Raw genomic sequence first — 12,614 nt, 5'->3', positions numbered from 1 at the left:
ATTTTGTCAAATAGGATTTTGCAGGATAGAATTGCTCCATGAACCAGATCGAAGACATCACCGCCACAGACCCCAAACGCGTCCGTATCCTGGATGGCGCGATGAAGGTATTTTTGGCCTATGGTTTCTCGCGCACCACCATGGACGATATCGCCCGCGCCGCAGACATGTCGCGCCCGGCGCTCTATCTCCTGTTCAAGAACAAGACCGACATTTTCCGCGCCATCGCCATGATGATCCTGTCACGCTCGGTCGAGGCGGCAAAGATTGCCCTATCCGGCGATGGCCCTTTCACCGAGCGCATGATGCGGGCCATCGACGAGGCATTCATCTCGATGATGGGCGCGGTCGTTGCTTCGCCGCACGGCGCCGAATTGCTGGACATGAAATCGAGCCTTGGCGATCTGGTAGGCTGCTGGCGCGGCGGGCTTGGCCAACACATCGGCGCTGCGATCGAGCACGAGGCAGCCAGGAACGGCGTCGACCTGGCGGCCAGAGGCCTGTCGGCGCAACTGCTTGCCGACATGCTGCTCGACGGGCTGGAAGGCATGAAGGCGCGGATCAGAGATCCGGAGGGACAGCGGCAGGCGGCCGCTGCCCTGATCAGGGTGATCGACCTGACCTTGAAGGCATGATTGCGGACCAATCGATGCACATTGATTGGTCGCTCAGGCGCGCCGGCGCTCTGCCTCCGGGTTCTTGCGCGCCGCAAGAAATTCCTTGACCCGCCGGCCAGGTGCCGGACCGCGCACCGGCTTGAAGCCGTCATCGAGTTCGCCGGAGAGATCGAGCGTCGGTCGCTTGCCGACGGCCTCGTAATTCTCTTCCAGCCAGTCGCTGGCGGCGGTGCGGCCGAGATCACGCAGGTAGGTCAGAAACGCCCATTCGGCGTTGACCTTCGAGGACGCCGACAGGTCCTTGAACGCCTCGTCGGCATCGATGCGGTGCATGCGGATGTCGCGATACTCGCCATGCGGCAGACGGCCGGCGGCGATCAGTTCCTTGACGAAGGCGATCGAGCGGAATTCGCGCAGCAACCCGGCGTTGAAGGCGATCTCGTCGATGCGGTTCTGGATCTCGTTGGCGCTTCTTGGTGTTCCCTCCCGCACCACCGGATTGATCTGCACCAGAAGCACGTCCTCGGTCGCAGCCGTCTTGAAGAACGGATAAAGCGCCGGGTTGCCGCCATAGCCGCCATCCCAATAGGGCACCCCCTTGATCTCGACAGCACGGAACAGTTGCGGCAGGCAGGCCGAGGCCATCACCGTGTCGAGGTCGATCTCGCCATGGGAAAAGACGCGCAACTGTCCGGTCTCGACATTGGTCGCCGAGATGAACAGTTCCATCGACTTGCAGGCGCGGACATTGTCGAAATCGATCTCCTGCTGAACCACGTCGCGCAGCGGGTTGAAGCCGAGCGGATTGGCGACATAGGGCGAGAACACCCGCGACATGGTGTCGAAGATGACATAGCCAGGCGTATTCTCGATCGACCAGTTGCCCCAGGCGACATCCCACGGCATGCGGTGTACCGGGCTGAACCGGCCCTTGGCCGCCACCGCGCGCCAGAAATCGTCAAGTTTCTGCCGCGCTCCCTCGACACCTCCGCGCACATATCCGTCGGCCAGCGCCACTGCGTTCATGGCGCCGGCGCTGGTGCCGGACACTGCTGATATTTCCAGCCGTCCGTCCTCCAGCAGGCGGTCGAGCACACCCCAGGAAAAGGCCCCGTGCGAGCCGCCGCCCTGAAGCGCGATGTTGATCTTCTTCTTTGTCTCCTCCGCCTTGCCGTTTTTGGTCATGGCGTCGTCCTTGGTTCGTTTTGGATAGATGAGAAGATTTTGCGCCTCACGCGGCGGTCCAGCCGCCATCGACCGAGAGATGCGTGCCGTTGATCTGCGCTGCCGCGTCCGAGCACAGGAACACCGCCGCTGCCGCGATCTGCTCCACCGTGACGAATTCCTTGGTCGGCTGCTTGTCCAGCATGACCTCACGGATGACGGTCTCGCGATCCATCTGATGGGCTTTCATCTGGTCGGGGATCTGCGCCTCGACCAGCGGCGTCAGCACATATCCGGGGCAGATGGCGTTGCAGGTGATTTTTTCACGCGCCAGTTCGAGTGCGACCGTTTTGGTCAAGCCCATGATGCCGTGCTTCGCCGAGACATAGGCCGATTTGAACGGCGACGCGACTAGGCCGTGCGCCGAGGCGATGTTGACGATCCGGCCACCGCCGGCCTCCTTCATCAGCGGGATCGCGGCTGCAATGGTGTGGAACGCCGACGACAGATTGATGGCGATGATGGCGTCCCATTTCTCGATCGGAAAGTCCTCAACCGGCGCGACATGCTGGATGCCGGCATTGTTGACGAGGATATCGACCGATCCGAATGTCTCAGCCGCCTTGGCGACAAGCGCCCGGCATTCCGCCGGTTTCGACATGTCCGCCTTGATGTAGGCGGTTTTCACCCCGTGCTGTTTGGCGATCGCATCAGTGATGGCGTGGTCGGCGGTCGTGTCGGAGAAAGAGTTGACGACGACATTATGGCCTTCGGCCGCCAAGGCCTGGGCGATGGCCAGCCCAATGCCCGATGTGGAGCCGGTGATGACTGCGGTTTTTCTAGCGGCCAAGGGCGGAGTCCTCTGGTTGCGGCAAGAGCGAGCTTATGTTGCACTGCAGCATATATGCTCAATGCGACGCAATAACAGCGGCCAGAATTTTTGAGGAGATGAAATTTTCGTCATGAGCGGCCACACGGCCGCTCACCAGGAGGATATCGTTTGGATCGCCGGTCGCTCGCCAGGCGCCATAAGCCTCAGGCAGCCAGCTCCGGCACCGGCCCGACATAGCGCGACTGCGGGCGGATCAGCCGCCCGGTCGTCTGCTGTTCGCGCGCATGCGCGATCCAGCCGGCGACGCGCCCGGCGGCAAAGACATTGCTGAAAGCTTGTGGCGGAAAGCCCGCCGCCTCCAACAGCAGCGCGGTGAAGAACTCTACATTGGTCTGCAGCGAGCGCGACGGCTTGGCGATCCGCAGCACGTCGAGCGCTGCCTGTTCCACTGTCTCCGCGAATGCCAGCCGGCGGCCGGTTTCGCCCTCGCCGCCGAGTTGCCGCACGACGGCCTTCAGCACGTCGGCGCGCGGATCGCGCACACGGTAGATGCGGTGCCCGAAACCCATGATGCGCCTGCCGTGCGAGATCTCGTCGCGAAGCCAGCCGGCGGCATCGCCATGCGCCTGGATCGCATCCAGCATCTCGATCACCGGACCGGGCGCCCCGCCATGCAGCGGCCCCTTTAGCGCGCCGAGCCCGGCCAGCACGGAGGATGTCAGGCCGGCCTGCGTCGAGGCCACCACGCGCGTCGCAAAGGTCGACGCATTGAGGCCATGATCGCAGACGGTCACGAGATAGGTATCGAGCGCCTTCGCCAGCGCCGTCGAGGCGACGCTGCCGCTCAGCATCCTCAGCATGTCGGCGGCCTCATCGGCGCGGCTGTCCGGCGCGATCGGCTGCTCGCCGCGCTGCAGGCGCAGCAGGGCCGGCGTCAGCACGGCGGGCGCTGCGATGAGCAGCAAGGCATCGGTCAAGGTCTCGCCGTCCGGCAGCAGCGCCATGCCGGCGCGCATGGCGCTGTAAACATCGAGCGACGCCAGCAGGGGCAGCGAGGGCAAGAGCCGTTCGAACACCTCAGCGCGTGCCTGGCCCAGTGCCCGCGTCAGTTGCGCCTCATCGGGAAGGTCGTCGAAGAAGCCGTCGAGCAGCAACCGCATCACCTGGGCATAGTTCAAGCGGCCGGCCAGCTCCGGCAGCGAATGACCTCGGATCGTCAGACGGCCACCAAGACCATCCACATCGGAAAGCACGGTTTCCGCCGCCACCACGTCATCGAGCCCATTCGCCATAGCCTGTCTCCTTGAAGCATTTCCGGATCGGAGATAGAGATGGGCAACGTTTCCATCAATCTTGATCAATAGAATCAATATCAGGGCTCGATATGTCCGAGTGGTTGTCCCGGGAAGAGGCGCTTGAGCGCCTCAAGGTGCGGGCGCAGACGCTGTACGCCTATGTCAGCCGTGGGCGCATCGGCATGCGGCCCGACCGCGCCGATCCGCGCCGCAGCCAGTACCGCGCCGACGATATCGCCGCACTGGCGACCCGCCGGGCGCGCGGACGGAGCCCATCAGTCATCGCAGAAAGCGCCATTGCCTGGGGCGAACCCTCGATCGCAACGGCGATCTCGACCGTCTCGCACGGTCGGCTCATCTATCGCGGGCAGGACGCCGCAGTGCTCTCCGGGCACGCCACACTGGAAGAAGCCGCCGCCATTCTCTGGGCTCTGCCGGAACCGGTGGCTTTCGAAGCACCGTCGCCGGATGCGCCCCATCAAGCCGGCCGGGCCTCGGCTTTTGCGCAACTTGCCGTGCTAGCCGGCCAAGGGCGCCCGTCGCTTGGGCGTAACCGGGCCTCGCTGCATGCCGATGCCGCGCACGCTGTCGGCGTGCTGGCCGCCGCGCTGGGCGCACCGGCAGGACCAGATCCCGTCCATCAGCGGCTGGCGCAGGCCTGGTCGGTGGACGCCGGCGGCGCCAACGCGATCCGCCGCGCGCTTGTCCTGCTTGCCGATCATGAACTGAATGCGTCGACCTTCGCCGCGCGCGTCGCAGCCTCGACCGGCGCGCCGCTGGCCGCTTGCCTGCTGGCCGGGCTCGCGACGCTGTCCGGTCCTCGCCATGGCGGCGCCGGCGAGGCGGTGATGCAAGTGGCCGACGATGCGGCCCGACATGGCGCCGATGCGACGATCCGGCGCTGGCTCAGCCACGACCGGCCATTGCCGGGGTTCGGTCATCAGCTCTATCCTGACGGCGATCCCCGAGGGGCGGCGCTTCTGTCGGTGATCGAGGTTGACGGCACACTATCGTCGCTGCGCGATGCTGCCCTTGCGGCGACCGGCGCGCTTCCCAACATCGACTTTGGGCTGGCAGCGCTGACGCGCAGCCTTGGCTTGCCGCGCGATGCGCCGTTTCGCCTGTTTGCGCTCGCACGCAGCGTCGGCTGGGCCGAGCACACGGTCGAACAGATAACAAGCAGAAGTGTCATCAGGCCGCGCGGCCGCTATGAGGGCGTGCTGGTGTAGGGTTGCAAGAGCGCCAAGCGCTCAGGACATCGTGTCGAGCTTGCGCTGCATGGCCGCGATCTGGTCCTTCAGTTCCTGAAGATCGTCGGGTTTTTCTGACGTTTCCTTCCTGGCCGGCTCGGGCGATGGCGCGGCGGCTGGCGCGGTGCCGGCGGGCGGGAACGGCGTGAACAGCCGCATCGCATTCTGGAACATTTCCATGTTGCGGCGTGTCTGTTCCTCCAGCGCCTTGATCGGCGTGGTGATCTTCATCATGTCGAGCGGCGACTTGCCGATCGCCCCCTTCATCTGCTCGCGAAAGCGCTCCTGCTCCTTGGAAAAGGCAAGCATCGACTGTTCGAGGAAGCTCGGCACGATCATCTGCATCTGGTCGCCATAATAGGCGATCAGCTGGCGCAGGAACGGGATCGGCAGCATGTTTTGCCCGTCCTTGTTCTCCAGTTCGAAGATGATCTGTGTCAGCACCGGATGCGTGATGTCGTCGCCGGTCTTGGCGTCCTGGACGGTAAACTCCTCGCCCTTCTTGACCATCTCGGCGAGGTCCTCGAGCGTCACATAGGTGCTGGTGCCGGTGTTGTAGAGGCGGCGATTGGCGTATTTCTTGATGATGATCGGATCGTCTTTAGCGGCCATCTACATCCTCCCGGGGACACCGGCGCGCCTCTGAGCAAGCCGCCGATAACGATTGTGCCTTTTTTTTGAGGATATGCGCAAAAGCTTCACAATTCCAAGCAGTTTGTGCAGTGCGGGATCCCTAAATGCTGCATAGCAGGCAAAATATGCTGCGCAGCAATGGACGAATGGTCGCCCTGGCAAGGCACGGCCTGCTTGCGGCGCATGGGCGCCATGCCCATTTCCGGTTTGACTTGGGGTTGGGAAAGGGCAAGAAAAGTCCCCAACGACAGAGCAACACCCTTGAAGTCTGGAGAAGAAAATGTCCGCTTCCATCGTCATTGCCAGTGCGGCGCGCACGCCGGTCGGCTCCTTCAACGGCGCCTTCGCCGCCACCCCTGCGCATGAACTCGGCGCCGTCGTCATCAGGGAATTGCTGTCGCGTGCCGGTGTCGAACCAGGCGAGGTCGACGAGGTCATCCTCGGCCAGGTGCTGACCGCCGCGCAAGGCCAGAACCCGGCCCGCCAGGCATCGATCAATGCCGGCCTGCCCAAGGAAACCACAGCCTGGGGCCTCAATCAGGTTTGCGGCTCGGGCCTTCGTGCCATTGCGCTCGGCATGCAGCAGATCGCCATCGGCGACGCCAAGGTGATCATCGCCGGCGGCCAGGAATCGATGTCGCTTTCGACGCATGCCCAGCACCTGCGCGCCGGCGTCAAGATGGGCGACTTCAAGCTGATCGACACCATGATCAAGGACGGGCTGTGGGACGCCTTCAACGGCTATCACATGGGCAACACCGCCGAAAACGTCGCGCGTCAGTTCCAGATCACCCGCGAAGACCAGGACCAGTTCGCGCTCGCCTCGCAAAACAAGGCCGAGGCCGCGCAGAAGGCCGGCAAGTTCAAGGACGAGATCGTCGCCGTCACACTCAAGGGCAAGAAGGGCGACACCATTGTCGACCAGGACGAATACATCCGCCACGGCGCCACGCTCGACGCCATGATCAAGCTGAAGCCGGCCTTCGACAAGGACGGCACGGTGACCGCCGCCAACGCCTCCGGCATCAATGACGGTGCCGCCGGCGCGCTGCTGATGAGCGAGGCGGAAGCGGTGAGGCGCGGCATCACCCCGCTGGCACGCATCGTGTCCTGGGCAACCGCCGGCGTCGATCCGCAGATCATGGGCACCGGCCCGATCCCAGCATCGCGCAAGGCCTTGGAAAAGGCCGGCTGGTCGGTCGGCGATCTCGACCTGGTCGAGGCCAACGAGGCCTTTGCCGCGCAGGCCTGCGCCGTCAACAAGGACATGGGCTGGGATCCTTCGATCGTCAACGTCAATGGCGGCGCCATCGCCATCGGCCACCCGATCGGTGCTTCCGGCGCCCGTGTCTTCAACACACTGGTCTTCGAGATGCGCCGGCGCGGCGCCAAGAAAGGCCTCGCCACCTTGTGCATCGGCGGCGGCATGGGCGTCGCCATGTGCATCGAAGCACTCTGAAAAAGAAGTGAGTAGCGAATAGGGAGTAGTCAATAGGGAAGAATTGCGTCAGCGCGACGGGACGTAGATCCCTACTCGCTATTCGCTACTCCCTATTCGCTCTCCCGACCAAAGGGAGGGAACACGCATGACCAAGGTAGCAATCGTCACAGGCGGATCGCGCGGCATCGGCGCGGCGATCTCGATCGCATTGAAGACCGTCGGCTATTCGGTTGCGGCGAACTATGCCGGCAATGACGCCGCAGCGGCGAAATTCAAGACCGAGACCGGCATTCCCGTCTACAAATGGTCGGTCGCCGACTATGATGCCTGCGCCGCAGGCATCCGCCAAGTCGAGGCCGATCTCGGCCCGGTCTCGGTGCTGGTCAACAACGCCGGCATCACCCGGGACGCCATGTTCCACAAGATCACGCGCGAGCAGTGGAAAGAGGTCATCGACACCAACCTGTCCGGCGTCTTCAACATGACGCATCCGCTGTGGAGCGGCATGCGCGACCGCAAGTTCGGCCGCGTCATCACCATCTCGTCGATCAACGGCCAGAAAGGCCAGGCCGGCCAGGTCAACTATTCCGCCGCCAAGGCTGGCGACATCGGTTTCAGCAAAGCCCTCGCTCAAGAGGGAGCTCGCGCGGGCATCACCGTCAACGTCATCTGCCCTGGCTACATCGCCACCGAGATGGTCAAGGCGATCGACGAGAGGGTGCTCAACGACCGCATCATCCCGCAAATCCCCGTCGGCCGCCTCGGCGAACCGGAAGAAATCGCGCGCTGCGTCGTCTTCCTCGCATCCGAAGATGCAGGCTTCATCACCGGCTCGACCATCACGGCCAACGGTGGCCAATACTTCGCCTGACGACAACCACGTGGCTTGAATGTGCAGGTGCCGGCGGTGTCGCCGGCACGTTCGTCTTTAGACGCAACTGCTCCGATACAGCGCCGGAAGTTGTCCGGCGCCTCGAGATCAGGCAACCAGCTTGAGCTCCCGTTTCATCGCTTGCTTGCGCACGCCCGGCTGCGACGACGCCAGCAGCGTCGCCATTTCGGCCCGGCTGAGACCTGACAATTTCATCGAGATCCTGCGCTTGACGAACGGCATCATGTTGACGACGCCGAGCACGAAATTGCGCAGGACGCGCCGCAGCGGTGTGCGGACAAGCGCCATGCCTGTCAGCCTGCCCGCCAGTTCGATCACCTCTTGTGCCGCGGGACGCCGAAGCGTCTCGTAGAGGTCGAGTTCGCTTTCCGGGCGGACACCGTTGATCACGTCGCCGAGCAGTTCTCCCAGCACCACGGCATCGATCAGGCCGGTGTTCATGCCTTGGCCGCCGGCTGGGCTGTGCACATGGGCGGCGTCGCCCATGACAAACAGGTGCCCCTGGCGGTAGGACTTGGCAAGGCGGTGATGCACGCGGAACCGTGTACTCCAGGTCAGGTCGAGCACCTGCGCCGGGCTGGCCGACGGGCCGCGACTGTCGAGCAGCGCCTGTATGTCGGCAATGCCAGGCCGCTCAGGCGCCTCATCCATGGTCGCTACGATGCGATATGATCCGTCCGGCAGTGGCGCGACGACGACCAGTCCGGCCGGGGAGAACAGCAGCGACACCTCCGTTGGCCCGAGCGGCCAGTCAAGGCGCACGTCGGCGAGTACAAAAGACCCTGCATAGGCCTCGCCATCGAAGCCTATGCCGGCGGCCTCGCGTACCACGCTGTGCATGCCGTCCGCACCGACGACGTAACGCGCCGAGATCGTCTTTTCGCGACCATTCTGGACGACCGTGACGTGTGCGCCATCGACCCCCTGCAATACCTCCTTCGCCTCGACGCCGCGATGGACGACACCGCCCAACCCGGCGATGCGCTCAGTGAGGATCTTCTCGGTTAGGTTCTGCGGAATCATCAGCACGTAGGGATACGCCGAGGGCAGGCTCGAGAAATCGAGGTTGATTAGGACCCGGTCGCGATCACGTATGGCGAAGTTGTCAAGCTTCAGGCCGAGTTCGACCAGCCGCCCCGTGACGCCAAGCGGCTCGAGTGTCTCCAGCGTCTGCGCGTGGATCACTCCGGCACGTGAGGTGTTGAGGCCTTCGGCGAGGCGGTCGACCACGACGTGATCGACGCCTGCCTGATGCAGGGCAATGGACAGCGCCAGGCCGGTCGGGCCGGCGCCTATGACCAGGACTTCGGTGGTATCAGGCAGCATTTTCTCTCTCCGTTTGTCAACGATTGGTGACTTTTATCTTGGGTGCTTGAGTTTGTCAACGCCCGTTGATATTTGATTTTCATGAGCACGAATCATTCGAAAAAGCCGAGCAAGTCGGATCGCACCCGAGGGCAAATCCTGGATGCCGCCAGAGATCTGTTTGCCGAGCACGGCTATGACGGCGCGTCGATCCGCGATGTCGGGACCCGCGCCTCGATCGATCCGGCCATGGTGATCCGCTATTTCCGCAGCAAGGACGAATTGTTCGCCCGGGCGGCACTCGTCGACCTGCAACTGCCGGCACTTCGGGTAATCGACCCGGCCACCGTCGGCGAAACTTTGATCAGGCGGTTTCTCGAAGTCTGGGAAGGCCCGGCCAGCGGACCCGGCATGGCAATTCTGCTGCGTTCCGCGGCGTCGAACGAATTCGCCGCTGAAAAAATGCGCGAGATATTCGCCAACCAGGTGAGGCCGGTGGTTGCGGCGGTCGGCGATCTCGCCGACGCCGGGCGAAGGGCCGGGCTCATTTCGAGCCAGTTGCTGGGTTTGGCGATGTGCCGATATGTGCTGCGGCTACCGCCCGTCGTCGCTCTGTCACACCACGAGATCATCCGGAACGTCGGCCCTGCGCTGCAACGCTATGCCACTGGAGAGGACACGGCCTGAACCAGCGGTCCGGCCGGACCGGTCATCATGCAGCGGCTGCACCTAGCCAAAGCATGCAACCAATCTGTGCCGAAGCGGCACGCGGAGGTTAACAGCCACCCGCCGCCCTGTGCGAAAGCTGCTTCGTAACCTGTGGATTCTCGGTGGATAAGCTGTTCACAACACAAGATATTGGGGCGAACAAATCGGGAAAATCACGCCATCGCTGATTCGTCGCCGATTCGTTCCGGCTATGAGCCGAACGTTAACGACGACAGCCGGAATCGCCTGCCCAACTGCTTAACGCAGGTTAAGAAAGATCAACAATTTCATCATGTTGGTCGAGGCGCGCCTAGCCACCGTGATTGTTACCAGGCAAAGGTTAACGGCAACACCCTCTTAGCATGAAACGGGCCAGTTCAGCGATTCAGCATGTGGTGCGACTCGCGGCCGCGAAATCCACATGTAGCCGTGAACAAAAGCTGAATCTGCAGGAGTCACTGATTCGTCGCCGATTCGTTCCAGACTCGTTCTATCCGTTAATCCGCAGCCGATTGGAAGCTTGACAAAACCACCTTCTGGCCGCTGGCGGAACATTCCGCTTTCGCTTCGCGCCCGAAATCCCTATGTGTCGCCTGTCATACGCGCCATTTGAGGCACGCTCCCGACAACCAGAGGCCAGAAGCCTTATTTCCAGGTCCCAGAAGCCTTATTCTAGGTTGATGAACATCCAGCCCAAACACACAGAGCCGCTGATCCTGTCGGGCCGCGACGTGACCGCCGTGCTCGGGCCGACCAACACCGGCAAGACCCATCTCGCCATCGAGCGCATGGTGGCGCATGAGAGTGGGATCATCGGCCTGCCGCTCAGACTTCTGGCGCGCGAGGTCTACGCCCGCGTCTGCGAAAAGGTCGGCGCCCACAAGGTTGCGCTGATCACCGGCGAGGAAAAGATCCAGCCGCCGGGCGCCAGATATTCGGTCTGCACCGTCGAGGCCATGCCGCGCGAGACCGACGCCGCCTTTGTCGCCATCGACGAGGTGCAGCTCGCCGGTGACCTCGAGCGCGGCCACATCTTCACCGATCGCATCCTGCACCTGCGCGGCCGCCAGGAGACGCTGCTGCTGGGTGCCGCCACCATGCACGGTATCCTGCAGCGCCTGCTGAGGGGTGTCTCGGTGGTGACGCGGCCGAGGCTGTCGCATCTTGCCTATGCCGGCTCCAAGAAGCTGACCCGCCTGCCGCGGCGCACGGCAATCGTCGCCTTCTCCGCCGACGAGGTCTACGCCATCGCCGAGTTGATCCGCCGCCAGCAAGGCGGTGCCGCCGTCGTGCTCGGCGCGCTCTCGCCGCGCACCCGCAACGCCCAGGTGGCGCTGTTCCAGTCCGGCGATGTCGACTACCTCATCGCCACCGACGCCATCGGCATGGGTCTCAATCTCGATCTCGACCACGTCGCCTTCGCCCAGAACCGCAAGTTCGATGGCTTCCAGTACCGCAACCTGACCGCGGCCGAGCTCGGCCAGATCGCCGGCCGCGCCGGCCGGCATCTGCGCGACGGCACGTTCGGTGTCACCGGCCAGGTCGACCCGCTCGACGAAGAGCTGATCAAGAAGATCGAAGGCCACGATTTCGATCCGGTGAAGGTGCTGCAGTGGCGCACCGCGCATTTCGACTTTGCCAGCCTCGACGCGCTGAAGCGCTCGATCGAGACCAACGCTCCGGTCGAGGGACTGACGCGGGCATTGCCTGCCGTCGACGCGCAGGCGCTCGAGCATCTGTCGCGCGACGAGGACATTCGCGCGCTCACCACCAATGCCAAGCGCGTGGCGCTGCTGTGGGAAGCCTGCGCGCTGCCCGACTACCGCAGGATCGCGCCGGCGCAGCATGCCGACCTCATTGCCTCGATCTACACGGACCTCGCACGCCACGGCCATGTCGACGAGAATTACATGGCCGAGCAGGTGCGCCGCGCCGACACCACCGAGGGCGACATTGACACGCTGTCGCATCGCATAGCCCAGATCCGCACCTGGACATTCGTGTCGAACCGGCCCAGCTGGCTGGCCGATCAGGCACACTGGCAGGAAAAGACGCGCGAAATCGAAGACAGATTGTCGGATGCGCTGCATGAGCGGTTGACGAAACGCTTCGTAGACCGCAGGACTTCCGTCCTCATGCGGCGCCTTAGAGAAAATACCATGCCTGAAGCCGAAATTAGCCCTACCGGAACCGTCCTTGTCGAAGGCCACCATGTCGGCGAGTTGCAAGGGTTCCGCTTCACCGCCGACCAGACCGCCGGCGGCGAAGACGCCAAGGCGGTGCGCACCGCTGCCCAGAAGGCGCTGGCCGCCGAGTTCGAATCGCGCGCCGAACGCTTCGGCGCCTCGGCCAATGGCGACATCGCGCTCGGCTCGGACGGCACGCTGCGCTGGATCGGCGCGCCGATCGGCACGCTTGTATCAGGCGAAGACGCGCTGAAGCCGCGGCTGGTGCTGCTGGCCGACGAACAACTGACC

The 12,614-nt window shown here is 63.6% G+C and carries 11 protein-coding genes; 6 read left to right on the top strand and 5 right to left on the bottom strand.

All coding sequences use genetic code 11. The features are described from left to right. Nucleotides 1-38 precede the first annotated feature (38 nt). Nucleotides 39-635 carry a TetR/AcrR family transcriptional regulator gene (locus EOB49_RS08140; protein ID WP_127380688.1) on the top strand — a complete coding sequence of 199 codons (597 nt, stop codon included), beginning with the start codon at nucleotides 39-41 and terminating at the stop codon, nucleotides 633-635. A gap of 33 nt (nucleotides 636-668) precedes the next feature. Here EOB49_RS08140 and EOB49_RS08135 read toward each other — a convergent pair whose 3' ends face one another. From EOB49_RS08135 to EOB49_RS08125, 3 genes are all read right to left on the bottom strand, one after another. Next, the gene (locus tag EOB49_RS08135; protein ID WP_127380687.1) at nucleotides 669-1,802 is read right to left on the bottom strand and encodes a patatin-like phospholipase family protein; all 1,134 of its coding nucleotides are present in this window, start codon (nucleotides 1,800-1,802) and stop codon (nucleotides 669-671) included. 46 nt (nucleotides 1,803-1,848) lie between these two features. After that, entirely contained in the window at nucleotides 1,849-2,631 is a 783-nt protein-coding gene (locus EOB49_RS08130; protein WP_127380686.1) for a 3-hydroxybutyrate dehydrogenase, read from the bottom strand. A gap of 185 nt (nucleotides 2,632-2,816) precedes the next feature. After that, complete coding sequence (locus tag EOB49_RS08125; protein ID WP_127380685.1) at nucleotides 2,817-3,905, bottom strand: citrate synthase/methylcitrate synthase; 1,089 nt, start codon at nucleotides 3,903-3,905, stop codon at nucleotides 2,817-2,819. 92 nt (nucleotides 3,906-3,997) lie between these two features. Between EOB49_RS08125 and EOB49_RS08120 the strand changes: the two genes are divergently transcribed. Beyond that, entirely contained in the window at nucleotides 3,998-5,137 is a 1,140-nt protein-coding gene (locus EOB49_RS08120) for a citrate synthase (protein ID WP_127380684.1), read from the top strand. Nucleotides 5,138-5,158: 21 nt separating this feature from the next. On the opposite strand, the gene phaR is transcribed toward EOB49_RS08120, so the two are convergent. Beyond that, complete coding sequence (phaR, locus tag EOB49_RS08115; protein ID WP_027037157.1) at nucleotides 5,159-5,770, bottom strand: polyhydroxyalkanoate synthesis repressor PhaR; 612 nt, start codon at nucleotides 5,768-5,770, stop codon at nucleotides 5,159-5,161. A 301-nt stretch (nucleotides 5,771-6,071) separates the two neighbouring features. Here phaR and EOB49_RS08110 point away from each other — a divergent pair, with 301 nt between their 5' ends. Together EOB49_RS08110 and phbB are read left to right on the top strand one after the other, a co-directional pair. Next, entirely contained in the window at nucleotides 6,072-7,250 is a 1,179-nt protein-coding gene (locus tag EOB49_RS08110; protein ID WP_127380683.1) for an acetyl-CoA C-acetyltransferase, read from the top strand. 127 nt (nucleotides 7,251-7,377) lie between these two features. Further along, nucleotides 7,378-8,103 carry an acetoacetyl-CoA reductase gene (gene phbB / locus EOB49_RS08105; RefSeq protein ID WP_127380682.1) on the top strand — a complete coding sequence of 242 codons (726 nt, stop codon included), beginning with the start codon at nucleotides 7,378-7,380 and terminating at the stop codon, nucleotides 8,101-8,103. 108 nt (nucleotides 8,104-8,211) lie between these two features. On the opposite strand, the gene EOB49_RS08100 is transcribed toward phbB, so the two are convergent. Continuing rightward, a complete protein-coding gene (locus EOB49_RS08100; RefSeq protein WP_127380681.1) occupies nucleotides 8,212-9,450 on the bottom strand; it encodes an FAD-dependent monooxygenase in 1,239 nt (412 codons plus the stop codon). Between the two features lie 81 nt (nucleotides 9,451-9,531). On the opposite strand from EOB49_RS08100, the gene EOB49_RS08095 reads away from it, so the two are divergent. Together EOB49_RS08095 and EOB49_RS37450 are read left to right on the top strand one after the other, a co-directional pair. Beyond that, nucleotides 9,532-10,116 carry a TetR family transcriptional regulator gene (locus EOB49_RS08095; protein ID WP_127380680.1) on the top strand — a complete coding sequence of 195 codons (585 nt, stop codon included), beginning with the start codon at nucleotides 9,532-9,534 and terminating at the stop codon, nucleotides 10,114-10,116. A gap of 701 nt (nucleotides 10,117-10,817) precedes the next feature. Continuing rightward, nucleotides 10,818-12,614, top strand: a 1,797-nt coding sequence (locus tag EOB49_RS37450) for a helicase-related protein (protein WP_281060556.1), incomplete at its 3' end; no start/stop codon positions are given.

Origin of the sequence: Mesorhizobium sp. M7A.F.Ca.MR.148.00.0.0, assembly GCF_003997735.1 — a bacterium.
Classification (GTDB): domain Bacteria; phylum Pseudomonadota; class Alphaproteobacteria; order Rhizobiales; family Rhizobiaceae; genus Mesorhizobium.
Note: the sequence above shows the minus strand (reverse complement) of the source record. Positions and strands in the feature narration are given on the sequence as shown.

Bases quoted from the DNA above. Each gene is read 5' to 3' on its own strand.
- EOB49_RS08140 (WP_127380688.1), top strand. From the start codon at position 39: ATGAACCAGATCGAAGACATCACCGCCACAGACCCCAAACGCGTCCGT.
- EOB49_RS08135 (WP_127380687.1), bottom strand. From the start codon at position 1,802: ATGACCAAAAACGGCAAGGCGGAGGAGACAAAGAAGAAGATCAACATC.
- EOB49_RS08125 (WP_127380685.1), bottom strand. From the start codon at position 3,905: ATGGCGAATGGGCTCGATGACGTGGTGGCGGCGGAAACCGTGCTTTCC.
- EOB49_RS08120 (WP_127380684.1), top strand. From the start codon at position 3,998: ATGTCCGAGTGGTTGTCCCGGGAAGAGGCGCTTGAGCGCCTCAAGGTG.
- phaR (WP_027037157.1), bottom strand. From the start codon at position 5,770: ATGGCCGCTAAAGACGATCCGATCATCATCAAGAAATACGCCAATCGC.
- EOB49_RS08110 (WP_127380683.1), top strand. From the start codon at position 6,072: ATGTCCGCTTCCATCGTCATTGCCAGTGCGGCGCGCACGCCGGTCGGC.
- phbB (WP_127380682.1), top strand. From the start codon at position 7,378: ATGACCAAGGTAGCAATCGTCACAGGCGGATCGCGCGGCATCGGCGCG.
- EOB49_RS08100 (WP_127380681.1), bottom strand. From the start codon at position 9,450: ATGCTGCCTGATACCACCGAAGTCCTGGTCATAGGCGCCGGCCCGACC.
- EOB49_RS08095 (WP_127380680.1), top strand. From the start codon at position 9,532: ATGAGCACGAATCATTCGAAAAAGCCGAGCAAGTCGGATCGCACCCGA.